Here is a 19,614-nt window from a genome sequence, read left to right as displayed (position 1 = left end):
GGACGCATGAAACGAGAAGTCAGAAAAGTACGCATCGCCCTGGCTGCCCCGGAGAAGATCCGTCAGTGGAGCTACGGCGAGGTGGAAAAGCCCGAGACCATCAACTACCGCACCCTTCGCCCGGAGCGCGACGGCCTCTTCGACGAGCGCATCTTCGGCCCCATCAAGGATTATGAGTGCTCCTGCGGCAAGTACAAGCGCCAGCGTTTCGAGGGCAAGGTCTGCGAGCGCTGTGGGGTGGAGGTCACCAAATCCATCGTGCGCCGCTACCGCATGGGCCACGTCGAGCTGGCCACCCCGGTAGCCCACATCTGGTACGTCAAAGACGTGCCCTCCAAGATCGGCACCCTGCTCGACCTCTCCGCGCAGGAACTCGAGCAGGTCCTCTACTTCGCCAAGTACATCACCATCGATCCCAAGGGGGCCATGCTGGGTGGGCAGCCGGTGCAAAAGCGCCAGCTCCTTACCGACGAAGAGTACCGCGAACTGCGCTTTGGCAAGCAGGAGACCTATTCCATCCCGGTGGGGGTGGATGCCCTCATCAAGGACGGGGAGGAGGTCAAGCGCGGCCAGGAGCTGGCCCCTGGGGTGCAGAGCAAGATGGACGGGCTGGCCTTTTTCCGCTTCCCGCGGCGCATCCGGGTGGAATACACCCAGCGCGAGCGGGCCCACCTGAGCCTGCCTCGCGAGGCCTGGATCGAGCAGAAAAGCTACCGCCCCGGTGAACCCTTGGCTGAACTCTCCGATAAGTACCAGCTCAAAAGCGAGGACTCCGGTGCGGTGCAGATCGTCGAGTTCGAAGAGGGTTCGCTGCTCAAGATCGTAGACCCCGACACCGGCACGGTCTCGGTGGTGTACTTCCTGCCGGTGGGTTTCAAGCCCAAGGTGGGAGAGGGCGAACTGGTCTCCAAGGGAGAGGTCATCGCTGAGGGTAAGGGCCTGATCCGCATGCCCCGGACGCTGCGGGTCTCGGAGCTCGAGGCCTCCGGTAAGAAGGAAGTCGAGCTTTCGCTGACCCTCGAGTGGAGCCAGGCCAAGGACTACCCCCTCCAGCCCCACATGCACGTGCTGGTTTCGGAGGGGATGCAAGTCCGCAAGGGGGAGAAGCTGGTGGGGGCCATCGACGCGGAGGAGGAGATCTACGCTGAGTCAGATGGGGTGGTCCATCTGCACGAGCCCGCCTCCATCGTGGTCATGAAGGCCAAGCTCTACCCCTTCGAGGACGATGTCGAGGTGACCAACGGCGATCGGGTCTCTCCCGGGGACGGCCTGGCCGACGGCGGAAAGGTAAAAAGCGAGATCTACGGTCGGGTCGAGGTGGATTTGGTGCGCATGGCCGTGCGGGTCATCGAGAGCTACGATATCGATGCCCGCATGGGGGCCGAGGCCATCCAGACTTTGCTGAAAGAGTTGGACTTGGCGGTGCTCGAGGCCGAGCTCGAGGCCGAGATGAAGCACCCTAGCCGGGCTAAGCGGGCTAAAGCCAGAAAGCGTCTGGAAGTGGCGCGGGCCTTCCGCGACTCCGGCAACCGTCCCGAGTGGATGATTCTGGAGGCGGTGCCGGTGTTGCCGCCGGATTTGCGCCCGATGGTGCAGGTGGACGGTGGGCGTTTTGCCACCAGCGACCTCAACGACCTCTACCGCCGCCTTATCAACCGCAATAACCGGCTCAAGAAGCTCCTTGCCCAGGGAGCGCCGGAGATGATCATCCGCAACGAGAAGCGGATGCTCCAGGAAGCCGTGGACGCCCTTTTGGACAACGGGCGGCGCGGCACCCCGGTCACCAACCCTGGCTCCGACCGCGCCCTACGCTCGCTGACCGACATCCTCTCCGGCAAGCAGGGCCGCTTCCGCCAGAACCTGCTGGGCAAGCGCGTGGACTACTCCGGCCGCTCGGTGATCGTGGTAGGCCCCCAGCTCAAGCTGCACCAGTGCGGCCTGCCCAAGCGGATGGCCCTCGAGCTCTTTAAGCCCTTCTTGCTCAAGCGGATGGAGGAAAAGGGCATTGCCAACAACATCAAGTCGGCCCGTAAGATGCTCGAGCGCCAGCGCGATATCAAAGACGAGGTCTGGGACGCTCTGGAGGAGGTCATCCACGGCAAGGTAGTGCTCCTGAACCGTGCCCCCACCCTGCACCGCCTGGGCATCCAGGCCTTCCAGCCGGTGCTGGTCGAGGGCCAGTCTATCCAGCTCCACCCCTTGGTGTGCGAGGCCTTCAACGCCGACTTCGACGGCGACCAGATGGCCGTGCACGTGCCGCTATCGAGCTATGCCCAGGCCGAGGCCCGCATCCAGATGCTCTCGGCCCACAACCTGCTCAGCCCAGCCTCCGGCGACCCGGTGGCCAAGCCCGCCCGCGACGTGATTCTGGGTCTGTACTACATCACCCAGCTGCGCCGCGAAAAGAAAGGGGCCGGGCGGGAATTCCAGTCCTTCGAGGAGGCCGACGCCGCCTACGAGCGGGGCGAGATCGCCCTCAACGCCCCCATCAAGATCGCCGGGAAGGAGACCAGCCTGGGGCGCATGAAGTTCGTCTTCGCCTCGGTGGATGAGGCCTTGCTGGCGGTGCAGAACGGCATCGTAGACCACCAGGATGTGGTGACGGTGCGGATGGGGGACAAGCTGCTCGAGACCAGCCCGGGCCGGATGCTCTTCCTGCGCATCGTGGCTGAGGCCATAGAGGATCCCGAAGCGGCCCAGCAACTGGTCAACCTCGAGGTGGCCCAGGAGAAAAACTCGCTGTCGGATCTGGTCTACCGCAGCTTCTTGCTCTTGGGGGTGGAGAAGACCGCCAAGCTCCTGGACGCCCTCAAATACTACGGCTTCGTGCTCTCCACCCAGTCGGGCATCACCATCGGTATTGACGACGCGGTGATCCCCCCGGAGAAGCGCCGGTACCTCGAGGAAGCCGACGCCAAGTTGGCCCAGATCGAGCAGGCCTTCGAACTGGGCTTCATGACCCAGGAGGAGCGCGTCGCCCAGATCGTCCAGCTCTGGTCGGAGACCACCGAGCGGGTCACCCAGGCGGTGTTCAAGAACTTCGAGGAGAACTTCCCCTTCAACCCGCTCTACGTGATGAGCCAGTCCAAGGCCCGCGGTAACCCCCAGCAGATCCGCCAGATCTCAGGGATGCGCGGCTTGATGGCCAAGCCTTCGGGCGAGACCATCGAGGTTCCGGTACGGGCCAGCTTCCGCGAAGGGCTCACGGTGCTCGAGTACTTCATCTCCACCCACGGAGCCCGTAAGGGTGGGGCCGATACCGCTTTGCGCACCGCCGACTCCGGCTACCTCACCCGCAAGCTGCACGACGTGGCCCACGAGGTCATCGTGCGCGAGGCCGACTGCGGCACCACCGACTACATCACCATCCCGCTCCTGCAGTTCGACGAGGCCTTCCGCAACAAGCGCCTGCGCAAGCGCTCCGATATCGAGTCGGGGCTCTATGGCCGCACCGTGGCCCGCGAATTCGAGGTGAACGGCAAGACCTTCAAGGAGGGCACCCAGCTCTCCCTCGACGACGTCAACCACATCGTCAAAGCCGCCGAGGCCAACCTCATCGAGGAGGTAGCGGTGCGCTCCCCCCTCACTTGCCGCACCCGCTTCGGGGTCTGCCAGCAATGCTATGGTTGGGATCTATCCATGGTCAAGCTGGTCAACATCGGCGAGACGGTGGGCGTGGTGGCTGCCGAGTCCATCGGAGAGCCGGGTACCCAGCTCACCATGCGTACCTTCCACACTGGCGGGGTGGCTACCGGCACCGACATCACCCAGGGTCTGCCCCGGGTGATCGAGCTCTTCGAGGCGCGACGCCCCAAGGTTCGGGCGGTCATCGCCGAGATTGACGGCACGGTGCGGATCGAGGAGAGCGAGGACAAGGTCAGCATCTTCGTGACCTCCGAGGGCTTCCAGAAGGAGTACAAAGTTCCCAAGGAGGCCCGTATCACCGTCAAGGATGGCGATGCGGTAGAGGCCGGTCAGCCCCTCACCCGCGGGGCGATAGACCCCCACCAGCTTTTGGAGGCCAAAGGTCCTGAGGCCGTCGAGCGCTACTTGGTGGACGAGATCCAGCGGGTCTACCGCGCCCAGGGCGTAAAGCTTCACGACAAGCACATCGAAGTCATCGTGCGGCAGATGCTCAAGTACGTGGAGATCGGCGATCCAGGCGATAGTCGCTTCCTGGAAGGGCAGATCTTGGAGAAATGGGACGTCGAGGCGGCCAACGAAAAGCTCGCGCAAGAGGGCAAGATGCCCGCTTCCTGGAAGCCGGTATTGATGGGGGTCACCAAGTCGGCCCTCTCTACCAAGAGCTGGCTCAGCGCGGCTTCCTTCCAGCACACCACCCACGTGCTTACCGAGGCCGCCATCGCCGGGAAGAAAGATGAGCTCATCGGCCTCAAGGAAAACGTCATCCTAGGCAAGCTGATCCCCGCCGGGACCGGCTCCGACCACGTGCGCGACACCCAGGTGGTGGATGAGCGCACCTTGCGCCGGATCGAGGAGGCCCGCAAGGAAGCCGACCAAGCCCCCGCGCTTCACCGCGACCAGCGTCGCATCCCGCTCACCCGCCAGCCGACCGGGAGGGACGCCTAAGCCTTGAAAGCCGAAAAAAGGGCCTCGAGCGCGCTCGAGGCCCTTTGGCCGTGCGCGGGTGCGGGACAAAAGCCGATACAATGGTCTTGCCTTGGGCGGATATGCAAGCTAAACTTTTCCTCACCTTTCAGCAAGTCGGGGCTGACCTGTTCGCCGCCCGGATGGCCTCGGCCACCTCGGGCAACTACTCCGTGCGCACCCCGGATGGCCTTCTGATCACCCGCAGCGGGGCGCAAAAGGCTCACCTCACCCCCGAAGACCTGCTGCCCCTTCCCCTCGAGCCCGACCCCGAGAAAGACCAGGGGGCCTCGGTGGAGCGGGTTATCCACCGGGCCATCTATCGCCAGACCGATGCCCAGGCGGTGGTGCACGCCCACCCGCGCTTTGCCATCGTGCTTTCTTACCACCTTGAGCGGATCGTGCCGATTGACCTCGAGGGCCGCTCGTACCTCCCCGAGGTTCCGGTGGTCTCCCCGTCCACCGCTTCGGCCACCGAGGAAGCCGCCCAAGCTGTGGCCGATGCCCTCAAAACCCACCCGGCGTGCGTGGTGCGGGGCCACGGGGCCTTCGTCAAAGCCGCCCAGGAGACCCCGGAGAAGTCCTTGCTCAAGGCGTACTCGCTGATGACCAGCCTGGAGGAGGCTTGCGAGATTCTCTACTACCACCACCTGTGGAGCCGGGGTAGAGGATGAGGGTGTTGTTCGTCGAGGGCAAAGACCTGCAAGCCCTACGGGCAATAGCCCGGAGGTTTCCCCATCCCTATCGGCTTTTGTACCGCCCGGAGCAGGAGCTGTATTTGCTCGAGGTATGGGCGTTTGGCGACGAGTTGGTCGAGGAGACGGCGAAGCTGGAGAAGGTTCGCTCCTGGAGTTTCGAGTTGCTCGAAGAGGGCTTCCGAAGCTAAAACCCACCCCCATTGATATGCGCGAAGAGATCGGCTATATCCAAGTCGGCGAGGTCGAACTTTACCTTGAGGACGTCGGGCCACAAGACGCCCCGGTGATCGCTTTCCTCCACGGTGGCCCCGGCGGATCCGCCTACGCTTTCCGCGAAGGGGTGGGCGAGGACCTCGAGGGCTACCGGGTGCTCTACTTCGACCAGCGCGGCTCGGGCCGCAGCCCTGAGTTGCCCCCCGAGCCCCGGCTTTTCACCATCGACGCCTTGGTCCTAGACCTCGAGGCCCTGCGCCGCGAGCTGGGTATTGCCGAGTGGACCCTGTTGTCGCACGGCTTCGGTGCCGTCGTAGCGCTCGAGTACGCCCGCAAATACTCCCAACGCGTGGACGGCCTGATCCTGGTGGCCCCCTGGATCAACTACCCGGAACTGGCCCGCCGCCTGTTCCGCTCGGCGTTGGCCCTGCGCGGCCGGCCAGACGCGGAAGCCCCTGCCGACCCAAGGCTGGCCCTCGCCGAGGCCTTCCGCGAGACCGAGCCCAAGGCAGTCTTCGACGCCCTGATGTTCCCCAGCGAGCATTCCCGGCTCGAGTACGAGTGGCTGGCCGAAGGGTCGGGCATCCTGGGCAACGAGGGCCCGGGGCAGATGTTCGTCTACAACGGGTTGTGGAACCTGGACTACACCCCCTATCTGCTCGATTCGCCCATGGCCCCGGCGGTGATCGTGGGGGCCAAGGACGGCACCAGCTATCCCGAACAGGCCGAGTGGGTCGCCGACCTGACCGGAGGGAGCCTGGAGGTGCTCGAGGGGGCTGGGCACTACCCCTGGATGGACGCGCCAGAGGCCTTCCGGGCAGCGCTTTACCACGCCCTGGACGGCTAAGGCGGGCGGGTTCCGGTAGCAGGGCTTGTAAGATTAGCCGATGGAGCGACTTTCCCGCTACGCCCGGGCCTGGGTGGGCCTGACCCAGCAGCCTTTCTTGGTGGCCTTGCGCGACGGTATGGTGAGCTTGCGGGCCATCCGACGCTGGCTGGTCCAGAACTATTTCTTCCTCGAGGGCCTGCTGGCTTTTCAGGCGGATTTGCTCCTTCGCGCGCCTCAACCCCACCGCTCGATCTTGGCGCTGGGGACGGTATTTACTGCTCGTGAGCTGGATTGGCTGTACATGCAGGAGCTGGACTGGACAGTTCCTGCGCATCCCGCTGTGACGCAGTATCTACGCTACTTACAAGAGCTCGAGGCCCAACCCTATTCGCTGGCGGCGGTGTTGCACTGGGCGTTGCACCGCTGTTTGGTGGATGTCTGGCTAGCGGACAAACCCCAGGCGCATGGCGGCGACGGCCAGGTGGGGGTCTATCTGGCGGAGTTGGTGCAGCGCCGCACCCTTCCCGAGTTCCAAGCCCTGCTGCACGACTTGGAGATGATCGCCCTGGAGGCCGAGGCCGCGATCGACCCAGCCCTGCTGGAGCAGTACCTGGAGCGGATGCTGGCTCACGAGAAGGCCATGTGGCGGATGGCTTGGGAGTATGCCCAGGAATAGCTCCGGGCCTTCCGGGGCCGAGAGCAACTTTATCAGGCGCTACGTTTATAGCCGGAGCATAAATTTACTCTAAGGACGTGAAGCCTTTGTTGGCTTTGCGCGAACGCCACCTCGAGGCCTGGATGGCCCTGAGGGATGAGCCCTTTGTGCGGCTGTTGGCGGCGGGAAGGGTTCCCGCGGCGGTGGCCAGGCGTTGGCTCGAGCAGTGCCACCACTGGGACGAGGGTTTGTTGCGCTTCCTGGTCCACTTGCTACGCAAGGCCCCCCAGCCCCACCGCCGGGTGCTGGCCCTGGCCATCCAGGCCGCCGTGGAGGAAATAGACGTCCTCCGCGCCGATGAAGAGCTGGACTTCTCCGCCCCCATCCACCCCAGCCGCCAGGAGTACCTCGATTTCTTGCGAGAGCTCGAGGCCCAGCCCTATCCGGTGGCGATCGTGATGCACTGGGTGGTTTACCGGGTATTTTTGGACACCTGGTTCTGGGCCAACCCCCAGGAGGGCCCACTGGCCGAGTGCAGCGAGCTCTGGAGCACCCCTGAGCTACAGGCCCTCCAGCGCGATCTGTCCGGATTGGCCGTAGAGATGGTGGCCCAGGCCGACCCGGCAGAGCTCGACCGCCTGATCAAACGGGTCCTCGAGCTCGAGCGCCAGAGCTGGAAGATGGCTTGGGAGTTCGTGCAGGAGGCCCGCCCTCCCTTGATCTGACGCCCACACCCTCCTCAAAAGCATTAGCCCTTGGTATACTTGTACCTCGCGTGACCTGAAGATATTTCAGGTCGGCCGAGTTATGTGCGGAAAGGAGGTGAGTATGCCCCAGTACGACCTCAACGTGATCCTCAACCCTAACCTCGATCCCACCCAAGTGGCCTTGGAGAAGGACCAGATTCAGGCGGCCATCGAGCGTCATAAGGCCACCATCAAAAGCCTCGATGAATGGGGTAATCGGCGCCTGGCGTACCCCATCGAGAAAGACCGCGAAGGCTACTTCTTGATGTACACCGTGGAGATGGACAAGGAAGCGGCCAACCCGCTTGAGAAAGAGCTCCTGATCCGCGACAACGTACGCCGGGTGATGATCGTACGCGAGCGCCAAGAGGCCAAGGTGAGCAAGAGATCTCAGTCGCAAAGGGTCTGAGGTCTCTACGCCCCCAAGCAGGGGTATTGCATTTTGGGGAAAAATCATGCACACTCAGACCTACCAGAGCCATCTGGCAATCCCCGAAAAAGCAGACCGCTTGCGGGGTAGACGCTAGACCGAGACGTACATCGCTAGCAGAAAAGGACTGTGACGGATATGGCAAGAGGCTTGAACCGCGTTTACCTGGTTGGCACCCTGACCCAAGACCCCGAGATGCGTTATACCCCTGGCGGCCTGGCTGTCCTCGAGCTCAACCTGGGGGGCAACGACCTCATCACCGACGAGTCCGGCAACACCCGCGAGCTGGCCTGGTATCACCGGGTGAAGCTCTTGGGCAAGGCGGCGGAGTTTTGGGGGGATGGCCTCAAGGCCGGGACCGCCTTGTGGGTAGAGGGTAAGCTCGAGTACCGAAGCTGGGAACAGGATGGGCAGAAGAAAAGCAGCCTGGAGATCCGGGCGGATCGGCTCGAGGTGGTGAGCTTGGAGGGCAAGCGGGGCGACCTTACCGTCATCGACGCCCGTGGGCAGTCTCGGCTGCGTGAAGGGCTCAACCACGTGCTGCTGGCGGGCAACCTGACCCGCGACCCCGAGCTGCGCTACACCCCTCAAGGCACTGCCGTGACCCGCTTCTCCCTGGCTGTCAACGAGCGCTTCACCAGCAAGGGGGCGGAGCAGGAGAAGACCCATTACGTAGACGCGCAAGCCTGGAGGGACCTGGCCGAATGGGCCGCCGAACTCAAAAAGGGAGACGGGGCTTTCCTTATCGGACGCTTGGTCAATGACTCCTGGACGGCTCAGGATGGTACTCGCCGCTACACCACGCGGGTAGAGGTGAGCCGCCTAGAGCGCCTTGCCCGTGGAGCTGGTAGCGGTGGAGCTGGCTCCCAGGGCGCGCCGCAGGGTGCGCTGCAAGGCCGTGCGGGCAAGGTTGACATCGAAGAAGGCTTAGAAGACTTCCCACCAGAGGAGGATTTACCGTTTTGAGCAGCAAAAAGGTTTCTAAACCCAAACCCGGAGGCGAACGGGCAGAGCGCGGAGAGCGCGGGGTGCGTCGCAGCCGCAAACCCAAAGTAGCCGCCTCCCTGGGCGAGTTCAGCCTAACCGACTACAAGAACGTAGAGGTCTTGAAGCGCTTCTTGTCGGAGACCGGCAAGATTTTGCCGCGCCGCCGCACGGGGTTGAATGCCCAAGAACAGCGCAAGATCGCCCGCACCATCAAGCGGGCGCGGATGTTGGGGCTGTTGCCTTTCACGGAAAAGCTGGTGCGTAAATAGGGGGTAGGGCGATGAAAGTGATTCTGCTCGAGCCCATGGAGAATCTGGGCGACGTTGGGGCTGTGGTCAACGTAAAGCCCGGCTATGCCCGTAACTACCTGCTGCCCCGGGGCCTGGCCACCTTGGCCAGCGAGTCCAACTTGCGCGCCCTGGAGGCCAAGATCCGTGCCCAGGCCAAGCGCTCCGCTGAGCGCAAGGCCGAGGCCGAGCGCCTCAAGGAGCTTCTCGAGCCCCTCACCTTGACCATAAAGGTCAAGGCTGGGGAGTCCAAGATCTACGGCTCGGTGACCGCCCGCGACATCGCCGAAGCCCTCGAGGCCCAGCACCAAGTCAGCATCGACCCCAAACGCCTGGCCTTGGAGAAGCCCATCAAGGAGCTGGGGGAGTACAGCCTGGCGTACAAGCCTCACCCGGAGGTGCCCATCACCCTCAAGGTGAGCGTACAGGCCCTCAAAGAGTAAACCTCACCGGTAGGCGGGCTCGAGAGCTTTGGACTCGAGCCCGCCGCGGCTTGGTTATCAGAGAAGCGGAATCGCGCCTACGATCAGGTGGACCACGAAGGTCCCCACCGCCGCCACCAGCAGGGTGAGCCAGATCTTGCCGCTTTCCCGCAGGTTCATGCTGGATTGCACCGCCAAGTAGGCGAAGTAGACGTTGACGGCCAGGGTTATAAGCCCTAGCAGCGGCAGCAAGAATATGCCGATCAGGGTGATGATCAAAAGTAGGGCCACCACGGAGAAGAGCACCGCAATGGGGGCCCAGAACAGAGCAAAGGTATACGCGACTTGGTCTAGGTTGCCGCTTCCGCCTTGGCTTTTGCCAAAGTAGAAGACCAAATAGGTGAAGGTCAGGAACCCTACGACGGTTCCCACGATCCCACCGAGAAAGCCCCTGACCCCGCCCTCAAGGCCGAAGACCCCGGCGAGGATCGAGGCCACCAGCACATAGATCAAAGCCTCGCGCAGGCCGCCCTGATTCTCGTACTGCTCGAAGGTGGCGACGCTGGGCTTGCTAAGCACCTGCACGCTCTGGCTCCACATGTTCCGGATGGTATCGGCGATGGACGCGCTGGGGTTCATACCCTTCCTCCTTGTATAGCTGTTGCCCTGAGGCTTGGTCCCTGCTAGGGGAGGATGATTCACCGCGGTTAGGGTGCGTCATAGGGCGTTAGACGTACGGCATAAGTGCAGCCCAATCCTCGGAAGCGTACTTAGTGTACTCCAGTTTCGGCGGTATTCCGTCACGGATCGGTCAAGTCTGTAATGCTTCTTCCAGCTACCGCCGGCAAAGGACGTATGCTTAAGGGCGTGAACCTGGGGTGCAGTTTTCAGGTGGAAGACCTGGGATTCCTGCCCTACGCAGAGGCTTGGGAGCGCCAAAAGATCGTCCACGCCGAGGTGGTACAGGGGCAGCGCCCCCCGACGTTGCTCCTCGTCGAGCACCCCAGGGTGCTCACCCTGGGGCGCGGGGCCGACGGGCGCAACCTGCTTTTCCCCGAGGAGTGGTACCGGGCCCGGGGTTTTGAGCTGTACTGGGTCGAGCGGGGGGGGGACGTAACCTATCACGGCCCGGGCCAGCTAGTGGGCTACCCGATCTTCCCGGTGGGGCGGCGGGTACGCGATTTTTTGCGGCAGATCGAGCGGGCGGTGATCCGGGTAGCCGAGACCTACGGGGTTTCCACCTACCCCAGCCCCGGTTACGCCGGGGTGTGGGTCAAGACCCGCGACCCCTTCGGCCTCGAGCACGAAGAAAAGCTCTGCGCCATCGGGGTGGCGGTGAAGCAGGAGGTGGCCTTTCACGGCTTCGCCCTGAACGTCAACACGCACCTCGAGGACTTCTCGCTGATCATTCCCTGCGGCCTGGTGGGCAAGGGCGTGACCTCACTCCAAAAACTGCTGGGTCGGGAAGTGCCGTTGGAGGAGGTCAAGGCCCGGGTGGTCGAAGCGTTCAGGGCCGAGTTTTCGGAGAACTCTTCAGCGCACGACGTAGGACGAAACTATGAGCGATAGCCTCAAAACCGTACAGCTCCCCGACTTTCAGACCGGCGGCCTGATCGAGCTCAAGGTGATCGAAAACGGGGTCGCCACCGAGCGCAGCGAGCCGGTGGATCGCCACAAACCCGCCTGGCTCAGGGCCACCCTCCCCACCGGGCCGAACTACCAGCGCCTCAAGGAGATGACCGCTCGGCTCAAGCTCTACACGGTCTGCCAGGAGGCGATGTGCCCCAATATCGGCGAGTGCTGGGCCCATGGGACCATGACCATCATGGTGCTGGGGGGGATCTGTACCCGGGCCTGCAAGTTTTGCGCGGTGGATACCGGTAACCCCAGGGGCTGGGTGGATCCCCTCGAGCCCCTCCACGTAGCCCAAGCCGTGGCCGAGATGGGGCTTAGGTATGTGGTGCTGACCTCGGTGGACCGCGACGACCTTCCCGATGGCGGGGCTTCGCACTTCGCAGAGGTGGTGCGGCAGATCAAGCTGCGCGACCGGGAGGTAAAAGTCGAGACCCTCACCCCCGATTTCCGCGGGCAGCTCAAAGACGTGGAGACCGTGATGGACTCAGGGGTGGACGTCTTTGCCCACAACCTCGAGACCGTGCGCCGCCTCACCCCCAAAGTCCGCGACCCCCGCGCTACCTACGCGCAAAGCCTGCGGGTGCTCGAGCACGCCAAGCGCTACCGCCCGGAGGTGCTCACCAAGTCCTCGCTGATGCTGGGCCTGGGCGAGAGCGAGGCGGAAATCCGTCAGGCCATGCGGGACTTGCGCGCAGTGGGGGTGGACATCCTGACCCTAGGGCAGTACCTCCGCCCCACCAAGCATCACCTTCCGGTGGAGCGCTACGTAACCCCCGAGGAGTTCGCCCTGTACCGGCAGTGGGGCTACGAGGAAGGTTTCCTGGAGGTCTTCAGCGGTCCGTTGGTGCGCAGCAGCTACCGTGCCGAGAAGGTGTTTTTCGACGCGACCAAGGATTGAAAAACCTCGATCTCGCTTATGGCTGAACCCACCTCTTTTTCTCGATCCCAAAGGGCTTTTGGGCGAGTATTGGCTCGAGGGGATGGGGCGTGCATCGTGCTGTTTTCGCTCCTAGGGCAGGCTTTTCATGGGGCACTGAACGGCTTGGGGGCGGCCCTCATAGGGGTTTTGCACAACGCCGTGCCGATCCTGGCGGTGTGGTTTTTGCTCGCGCCCTTTGTGCGCACCTACGCCCACCCCACCTGGCGCAACCTGCTTACCACCTGGATTCTCGCGGTTCCGGCGGGGGTGTGGCTGCGCTACATGGCTTTGGGCAAGCCCTTCGACCAGGGGTTTTTGGCCTTTTTGCTGGTCACCTTGGGCGTAACCCTGGCCTTCTTGCTGGCCTGGCGGGGGCTGGCCTACTTGTTGTGGCGCCGCTAGCCGACGGCTTTCAGGATCAGCACCCCGTCCCCGGCGAGGTGTAACCGGCCGGAGAGGTTTTCTCCCGAAAACGCCGGGGTGGCTAGGAGCACCTTCCAGTTCCCGGACAACAGGAGAGGTTGGGCTTGGCCCGTGAAGTTGAGCGCGACGAGGATCCGCTCTTGCCCCCATCGCCGTTCGTAGCAAAAAAGCCGATCGGCGCGCAAGCAGCGGTAGCTGCCAAGCGTTAGGGCCGCCTCGCGCCTGCGGAGTTGGAGCAGGGCTTTGTACCAGCGAAGGAGCGAGGCCGGGTCGTTTTGCTGGGCCGCCACGTTCACCGATGGGTACATGGGGTTGACCGGCAGCCAGGGCTCGGCGCTGGAGAAGCCCGCGTTGGGTTCAGCACTCCACTGCATCGGCGTGCGGGCTGGGTCACGCCCTGGGTGAAAAGGCCAGTACTTTTTACCCAAGGGATCCCGGATGCGTGCGCGAGGAATGAAGGTGTTGGACATCCCGATCTCCTCGCCGTAGTAGAGAAAGGGGGTGCCGCGCAGGGTGAGGAGCATCGCCGCCGCGACCTTGGCCCTAGACGGTGAGTTGCCGTAGCGGCTGAAAGCGCGGGGCTGGTCGTGGTTGGAGAGGGTGTAGTTGGGCCAGTCATCCGGCGACAGGGATTTTTCGAAACGCTCGACGGCCTTGGCAAAAGCGGTGGCCTTCCAGGGACAGTAAGTGAAGGCGAAGTTGAAGGCCATGTGCAGCCCCCGCCCTCGGTCGTAGTAGGCAGCCACCAACTCGGGGTCGCCGGGTGGGGGGGTGAAGACCTCGCCTACCGTAAAGCCTCCGTACGCGTCGGCAATCCGGCGGATCTCGCGCATGATCTCCAGGGTCTCGGGGCGGTCTTTGTCGTACAGGTGGTGCTGCCATTCGTAGGGGCGCAGCCCGCCGAAGGGCTTCAAGGGGTTATCGCGCCACCGCTCGTCCTTGATGAACCAGTTCACCACATCCAGCCGGAAGCCGTCTACCCCCAGCTCGAGCCAGTAGCGCATCACCGCAAACATAGCGGCCCGAAGCTCGGGGTTGCGCCAGTTGACGTCGGGCTGCTGGGGCAGGAAGCTATGCAGGTAGAACTGTTGCGTGGGTTCGTGCCATTCCCAGGCCCGTCCGCCGAAGACCCCTAGCCAGTTGTTGGGAGGGGCGCGCTTGCCGGAGGGGGTCGGCTTCCCATCATGCCAGAGGTACCAGTGGCGCTTGGGGTTATCCCGGTGGCTGCTGGCCTCGACAAACCAAGGGTGCAGGTGCGAGGTATGGTTCAAGACCAGATCAAGCAAGATGCGGATCCCTCGCCGGTGGGCTTCGGTTAAAAGGTCCTGGAAATCTTCCAGTGTACCGAATTCGGGGGCGATGCCTCGATAGTCGCTCACGTCGTAACCAAAGTCGTACAGCGGAGAGGGATGGATGGGGGAGAGCCACAGGGCATCCACGCCGAGGTCGGCCAGGTAATCGAGCCTCGAGAGGATGCCCGGCAGGTCACCGATTCCATCCCCGTTGGAGTCCTGGAAGGAGCGCGGGTAGATCTGGTAGATGACCCCTGTCTTCCACCAAGGGGCCTCAGGTGTTTGCGGGGGAAGCGGGGCCGGATCCATGGCAGCTCTCAGCCAGTTTCATCATAAAGCTAGGGGTCCGCGTCGCGGTGGGTCCGAAGGAGTATGTAGATTTTGTTGCCGCTGGGCATTGGCTTTCGAGATGGCCCTGCGGTTATGATTGGCCCATGTCGGATCGTCGAAAAGTCGGGTTTATCGGGTTAGGGGCGATGGGCTGGCCAATTGCTGGGCATTTGGCCAAGCGCTTCGAGACCCTGGTGTGGAACCGCACCTTCGCCAAAGCCGAAGCCCATGCCAAGGAGTTCGGCTCGAGGGCGGTTTCTCTCGAGAGTATCGCCGAGGCGGAGGTGATCTTTACCTGTGTGCCGGTCTCTCAAGACGTAGACGGCCTCGCTCGAGCCCTCCTGCCGCATCTACGCCCCGGCACCTTGTGGGTAGACAACACCTCTGGCGAGCCCGAGCTGGCCAAACAGACCGCGCAGAGGCTGGCCGACCGTGGGGTTCGTTACCTCGATGCGCCGCTCTCGGGGGGGGTGATAGGGGCGCAAAACGCCCGTGCTACGGCGATGGTGGGAGGGGAAGCTGCCGACTTCGAGCGGGCCCGGCCCTTTTTGGAAGCTTACTGCGCCAAGATCGTGCATGTGGGGCCGTTAGGAGCGGGGCACGCAGTCAAAGCGGTGAACAACGCTCTTCTGGCGGTGAACCTGTGGGCCTTGAGCGAGGGGTTGGTGGCGCTGGCCAAACAGGGGGTGGGCGCGGGCGTGGCCTTGGAGGTCATCAACGCCTCTTCCGGGCGCAGCAACGTCAGCGAGAACCTCTTTCCTAGCCGGGTCGTGACGCGCAGTTTTCCCAACACTTTTGCCCTGGGGCTGCTGGCCAAGGATCTGGGTATCTGCATGGAGGTCGTGGACGCAGCCGGTACGCCCGCTCCTTTGTTGCGGCAGGTTAAGGAGTTTTTCAACATCGCCAAGCGCGAGGTGGGTGCTTCCGAGGTGGACCACACCGCTGTGGCGCAGCTCTTGGAAAGGTGGAGCGGGGTCGAAATTCGCTAGCGCACTGATGACTTGATCTGTGCCGGCCGTACGACGCTCGACGTTTGACGTGGGACGTACTCACCGAGGAGTAACCCCCCTGTCCGAGCTCCTCCGCCGGGTGGAACCCTTGGCCTTAGAAAGGGGCACCGCCCTTTACGCCCGCTTCCTCCAAGGGGAAGAGGAGACCGCCCAAGCTACCTGCGCAAGGCCCTGGAGGAGGCCCCACCCCAAAGCTTCCCCTACCTGGCCCCCGCCTGGGTGCGCCTCCTACCCCAGGAGGCGCTCCTTTTCCTCCAGGCGGCCCGCCCCTCATCCCAAGACCCCCTCCCCCAGGCCCTCCTCGCCCTGGCCCAGAGGCTTTGGCGAGAGGACCTCGAGGGGGTCAGGCAGGTTCTTCCCCTCCTGGAGGAAGAGGCCGGGGAAGAGGCCCTAAGGGCCCTCCTCTTCCTGGGAGTGGACCACCCCCTCCTTGGGGAGGTTTCCTCGAGGGGGCGGTGGCTTCTTTGGCCCCAAACCCCGCCCGGCCCCTACCTCCAGGTCCTGGGCGAGCCCCGGCTGGAGGGGAAAGCCTTGCCCCTGCGCCAAGCGGAACTCCTGGTCCTCCTGGCCCGGCCCCAAGGCTTTACGGCGGAGGCCCTGGCCGAGGCCCTTTACGGAGAGGCCAACCTCCAAGCCCTGAGGATGGAACTCCACCGCCTGCGGCAGCGGGGGCTTGCCCTCCAAAGCCGCCCCTACCGCCTGGCTTCCCCCTTGCGGGCCGACCTCCTGGAGATGCGGGAAGCCCTGGCCCAGGGCGACCTCAGAAAGGCCCTCGCCCTCTACCGAAGCCCCCTCCTCCCCCAAAGCCAGGCCCCGGGCGTGGAGGAGCTCCGCTGGGAGCTGGAGGAAACCCTTAGGCAGGCGGTGCTGGCCCGGGGAACCTCTGAGGACCTCTACACCCTGGCCCAATGCCTGGGCGAGGACCTGGAGCTCTGGGAAGCCCTCCTGGAAAGGCTACCCCCAGAAGACCCCGACGCCGAACCCGATCCCCACCGGGTGGAGGAGGCGGCCCGGCTCGGAGGGGCCTGGGAGCTCTTCCTTCGGCTAGGCCCCAAGGCCCTCCTGTCCAAGGCCTTCGGCGGCACGGAGCTTTCCCTGGGGGAGTGGCAACGGGTCGCCCTGGCGCGGGCCTTCTTCCGCAAGGCCCAGCTTCTGGTACTGGACGAGCCCACGGCCTCCCTGGACCCCAAAGAGGAGGCCCATCTCTACGGGCGCTTCGCCCAGATGGCCCAGGGCAAGACGGTCCTCCTCATCACCCACCGCCTGGGCTCGGTGCGCGCGGCGGACCGGATCCTGGTCCTCCGGGAGGGCCGGTTGGTGGAGGAGGGGACCCATGAGGCGCTTTTGCAGAGGAACGGCACCTATGCGGAGCTTTGGCGGCTCCAGGCCCAGCTTTACCAGGCCTAAAGGTAAGGGTTTGGCGTGGGTCCTCGCCTCCGAGGCCCTGGGCGACCTGGGGGCCGCCTTGGGCTTTAGCGCCTTGGCCCTCGAGGTGGCCCGCACGGGGGAAGCCTTCTGGATAGGCCTTTTCTCCCTACTTCACCCTAGGCCCCTTGCTCCCCTTAAGCCCCTGGCTGGACAGGGGCAACCCGGTGCGGGCCCTCCTCCTTTTGCGCCTCCTCCGTGCCCTCCTCTGGCTTCTCTTCCCCTTCCTACCCGAGTAAGCCCCCCTCCTGGTGCTTTGCGTCTTCCCTCTCATGGTCTTCACCGACCTGGGGGCCGTCGCCTGGGATGCCCTCCTGGTGCGCCTCAAGCGGGAGCGCCCGGTGGAAAACACCGGCAGGCTCTACACCGCGTGGAGCCTGGGAAGCCTCCTGACCGGGCTAGGCCAGAATCCAGGGCGGACCGGCAAAAGCTCAAAGCCTTCCTGCCACCCTCCCTGGCCGACCTCAAGCAAGCCCTGCTGCCCGCGCTACAGCTTCTCGAAAGCAGGCTACCAGACCACTGGCGTTTTTGGATTGATTATTGGTTCAGAAATTCCCTGCGTAACGGATGCCGCCCAGGAGGTGCTGGAGGAAATAGGGGTTTTCGTAATCCGGTGGGTTGGCTCCGCCCACGGTGTACCACGAGCGCCCCCCATCGTAGGCTTTGTACCAGGAGAACGGGTGATCGGCCCCCATCGTCCCGCCGCTGACGTTGCGGTCATCGAAGGTGATCAGCACTGTGGCCCCGCCCTGTTTGGGGTCGCGGTCATAGTTGTATGCCTCATCGGTGAAATTCCAAACGGAGGGGAGGCCTTGGGTGGAGAGGTGGCTGCTGATCACTCGGAGGGTGAGGGGTTGGGTGTTGATTTCGGACTGGTACATAGCCCCCACCAGGTTTTCGTACCAAGCCCAGCCCCGCATCGTGTCGGCGGCGTTGTGCACCCCCACGAAGCCGCCTCCTTGCTCGATGTACTGCTGGAAGGCTTGCTTTTGGCTGGCCTCGAGCACGTCCCCCGAGGTGTTAAGGAAGATCACCGCCTTGTACTGGGCGAGGTTGCTCGCGGTAAAGACGCTCGAGTCCTCGGTGGCGTCCACGCTAAAGTTGTTTTGCGCGCCTAAATCTTTTATGGCTTGAATCCCCTGGGCAATCGAGCCGTGGCGGTAACCCAAGGTTTTGGAAAATACCAGCACCTTGTTGCTAGCGGTAGAGGAGGGGGTGTTTTCGTAGAGGGTCACCGGGGCGTCCCCGAAGGCGGTCGCTCCGAAGATGTCATAATCGCCGTCGTTGCCAATGTCTGCTACCCGGGTGTTGTGCAAAAAGTCGTTGCCCACTACGTTGGCCGTCCAGTTGTTGCCCGAGCCGTCGTTGAGGTAGACGATCAGGCGGCCCTGGTCGCGGAACTCTGAACCCACCACGTCCAAATTGCCATCCTGGTTCATGTCTACTACGTCCAGGCTGTGGACGCTATCGAGGTTGCGGTCAATAAGGTGCTTGGTCCAGTTGAGGCTGGTGGGATCGGCAGGGGCCTCAAACCAGGCCACATCCCCCAGCGATTCTGAGACCGAGAGGACCACGTCGAGGCGGCCATCCTGGTTGAGATCCGCTACCCGCACCGCTGCGAAGGCATCCCAGTCGGCAAACTTATACCGCTTCCAGTTGCTGGCGGTTTTCGCACCTTCGCCGCCGGGATTCTTGAGCCAGTAGCCTCCGATCACCAAGTCGGGCTTGCCGTCGCGGTCCAGGTCGCCCGCATCCAGTCCGTTGCGCCCGTACCCGGGATCAAGGTCGATCTTGCTCCAGGAGTCTTTGCCGTTTTGAAAGAAGACGCTCACCACCGCGTCGGCCTCGCCGCGCATGGCGATATCGGGTTTGCCGTCTCCGTTGAAGTCGGCGATCACGATGTCGTGGGTGCCGGCAGACCCCAGGGCATGGGCTGTCCAGGAGGCTCCCTGGTTCTGGTTTTCGTACCAGGTGGTGCCGATTACCACGTCTATGTCGCCGTCGCCGTCGATATCCGCGGCTGCGCTCCCGCTTTGGCTGCTCGCGCTCGAGCTGATGGTCCCCTTGGTCCAATTAGGAGCCGCGTACCACACTACCGGCCCATTAGCCCCGCCTACGATCAGATCGGGCAGACCGTCGCCGTTGAGGTCGGCGATACCCTTCATCCAGGGATCTCTGGGGCCATTCTGATCTACAACCCTGCGGTTGAAGTTGAGACTGCCAACAGGAGACGGATTGTAAGTGACGCCCAGCGAGGCGCTACCCTTGTTGTTCGCATCATCGTACGCGTTGAGGGTGATGGTGTTGTTTCCCGGTCGCAGGCGGCCTACCGAGAAGCTGAAGTTGACGCTGGTTGCTGGCGAAATTCCCACGTTTTGCTCGGCTCCACCGTTGAGTTGATAGGTGAGCCGGCTGACCCTTACATTGTCGCTGGCCTGACCTTGCACGTTGAGGTTAGGACGGTTGGTGCTCGAGCCATTCGCCGGGCTACTGATCGAGAGGCTAGGTTTGCTGGTATCGGCAGAGGAGCCCGTGTAGACGACGCGGGTAGAAGCGGAGTCTTTGTTGCCGGCGGCGTCGTAGGCGTTGAAGATGAGGGTGTTGCTGCCGGGGGCGAGGCCGCTTACGGTAGCGGTGAAATCGACGCTGGCTCCCGGGGTGAAGGAGATGTTCTGCTCCGGGCCGCCGTTGAGCTGGTAGGCGAT

Annotated in this window: 17 protein-coding genes and 1 pseudogene; 15 read left to right on the top strand and 3 right to left on the bottom strand. The window is 63.6% G+C overall.

Going from position 1 to position 19,614, the window contains the following annotated elements:
- The first annotated feature begins 6 nt into the window (after nucleotides 1–6).
- The 10 genes from DNA98_RS16645 (at nucleotide 7) to rplI (ending at nucleotide 9,896) form a co-directional block, all read left to right on the top strand.
- On the top strand, nucleotides 7–4,590 hold the full coding sequence (locus DNA98_RS16645) for a DNA-directed RNA polymerase subunit beta' (RefSeq protein ID WP_110532513.1): 4,584 nt from the start codon (nucleotides 7–9) through the stop codon (nucleotides 4,588–4,590).
- Between the two features lie 101 nt (nucleotides 4,591–4,691).
- Nucleotides 4,692–5,282: a class II aldolase/adducin family protein gene (locus DNA98_RS16640; protein WP_110532512.1), complete on the top strand. Its 591-nt coding sequence runs from the start codon at nucleotides 4,692–4,694 to the stop codon at nucleotides 5,280–5,282.
- A complete protein-coding gene (locus DNA98_RS16635) occupies nucleotides 5,279–5,494 on the top strand; it encodes a hypothetical protein (RefSeq protein WP_110532511.1) in 216 nt (71 codons plus the stop codon). The genes DNA98_RS16640 and DNA98_RS16635 overlap by 4 nt, the downstream gene beginning before the upstream one ends.
- A gap of 17 nt (nucleotides 5,495–5,511) precedes the next feature.
- A complete protein-coding gene (locus DNA98_RS16630; RefSeq protein WP_110532510.1) occupies nucleotides 5,512–6,366 on the top strand; it encodes an alpha/beta fold hydrolase in 855 nt (284 codons plus the stop codon).
- A gap of 40 nt (nucleotides 6,367–6,406) precedes the next feature.
- Nucleotides 6,407–7,024: a hypothetical protein gene (locus tag DNA98_RS16625; protein ID WP_110532509.1), complete on the top strand. Its 618-nt coding sequence runs from the start codon at nucleotides 6,407–6,409 to the stop codon at nucleotides 7,022–7,024.
- A gap of 77 nt (nucleotides 7,025–7,101) precedes the next feature.
- A complete protein-coding gene (locus DNA98_RS16620) occupies nucleotides 7,102–7,728 on the top strand; it encodes a hypothetical protein (protein ID WP_110532508.1) in 627 nt (208 codons plus the stop codon).
- A 103-nt stretch (nucleotides 7,729–7,831) separates the two neighbouring features.
- On the top strand, nucleotides 7,832–8,158 hold the full coding sequence (gene rpsF, locus DNA98_RS16615; RefSeq protein ID WP_110532527.1) for a 30S ribosomal protein S6: 327 nt from the start codon (nucleotides 7,832–7,834) through the stop codon (nucleotides 8,156–8,158).
- A gap of 159 nt (nucleotides 8,159–8,317) precedes the next feature.
- Nucleotides 8,318–9,145, top strand: a complete 828-nt coding sequence (locus tag DNA98_RS16610; protein WP_110532507.1) for a single-stranded DNA-binding protein — start codon at nucleotides 8,318–8,320, stop codon at nucleotides 9,143–9,145.
- A complete protein-coding gene (gene rpsR / locus DNA98_RS16605) occupies nucleotides 9,142–9,435 on the top strand; it encodes a 30S ribosomal protein S18 (RefSeq protein WP_370444456.1) in 294 nt (97 codons plus the stop codon). Before DNA98_RS16610 ends, rpsR begins: the two co-directional genes overlap by 4 nt.
- 11 nt (nucleotides 9,436–9,446) lie before the next feature.
- Nucleotides 9,447–9,896: a 50S ribosomal protein L9 gene (gene rplI, locus DNA98_RS16600; protein WP_110532506.1), complete on the top strand. Its 450-nt coding sequence runs from the start codon at nucleotides 9,447–9,449 to the stop codon at nucleotides 9,894–9,896.
- Nucleotides 9,897–9,953: 57 nt separating this feature from the next.
- Here rplI and DNA98_RS16595 read toward each other — a convergent pair whose 3' ends face one another.
- The gene (locus tag DNA98_RS16595; protein ID WP_110532505.1) at nucleotides 9,954–10,514 is read right to left on the bottom strand and encodes a YIP1 family protein; all 561 of its coding nucleotides are present in this window, start codon (nucleotides 10,512–10,514) and stop codon (nucleotides 9,954–9,956) included.
- 216 nt (nucleotides 10,515–10,730) lie between these two features.
- Between DNA98_RS16595 and lipB the strand changes: the two genes are divergently transcribed.
- The 3 genes from lipB to DNA98_RS16580 are packed head-to-tail and all read left to right on the top strand — an operon-like array spanning nucleotide 10,731 to nucleotide 12,831.
- On the top strand, nucleotides 10,731–11,444 hold the full coding sequence (lipB, locus tag DNA98_RS16590; protein WP_110532504.1) for a lipoyl(octanoyl) transferase LipB: 714 nt from the start codon (nucleotides 10,731–10,733) through the stop codon (nucleotides 11,442–11,444).
- A complete protein-coding gene (lipA, locus tag DNA98_RS16585; RefSeq protein ID WP_110532503.1) occupies nucleotides 11,434–12,408 on the top strand; it encodes a lipoyl synthase in 975 nt (324 codons plus the stop codon). The genes lipB and lipA overlap by 11 nt, the downstream gene beginning before the upstream one ends.
- 18 nt (nucleotides 12,409–12,426) lie before the next feature.
- On the top strand, nucleotides 12,427–12,831 hold the full coding sequence (locus DNA98_RS16580) for a DUF3054 domain-containing protein (protein ID WP_110532502.1): 405 nt from the start codon (nucleotides 12,427–12,429) through the stop codon (nucleotides 12,829–12,831).
- On the opposite strand, the gene DNA98_RS16575 is transcribed toward DNA98_RS16580, so the two are convergent.
- On the bottom strand, nucleotides 12,828–14,453 hold the full coding sequence (locus DNA98_RS16575) for an alpha-glucosidase (RefSeq protein WP_110532501.1): 1,626 nt from the start codon (nucleotides 14,451–14,453) through the stop codon (nucleotides 12,828–12,830). The genes DNA98_RS16580 and DNA98_RS16575 overlap by 4 nt on opposite strands.
- 125 nt (nucleotides 14,454–14,578) lie before the next feature.
- On the opposite strand from DNA98_RS16575, the gene DNA98_RS16570 reads away from it, so the two are divergent.
- Both DNA98_RS16570 and DNA98_RS18565 read left to right on the top strand, forming a co-directional pair.
- A complete protein-coding gene (locus DNA98_RS16570; protein WP_110532500.1) occupies nucleotides 14,579–15,463 on the top strand; it encodes an NAD(P)-dependent oxidoreductase in 885 nt (294 codons plus the stop codon).
- Between the two features lie 76 nt (nucleotides 15,464–15,539).
- Nucleotides 15,540–16,891 (top strand): annotated as a pseudogene (locus DNA98_RS18565) (ATP-binding cassette domain-containing protein); the annotation flags it as partial.
- Nucleotides 16,892–17,454: 563 nt separating this feature from the next.
- On the opposite strand, the gene DNA98_RS16555 reads toward DNA98_RS18565, so the two are convergent.
- Nucleotides 17,455–19,614, bottom strand: a 2,160-nt coding sequence (locus DNA98_RS16555; RefSeq protein WP_199489410.1) for a ThuA domain-containing protein, incomplete at its 5' end; no start/stop codon positions are given.

It is taken from the genome of Meiothermus sp. Pnk-1 (assembly GCF_003226535.1).
Taxonomy (GTDB): Bacteria; Deinococcota; Deinococci; order Deinococcales; family Thermaceae; genus Allomeiothermus.
This window is presented reverse-complemented; position numbering and strand designations above follow the sequence as displayed.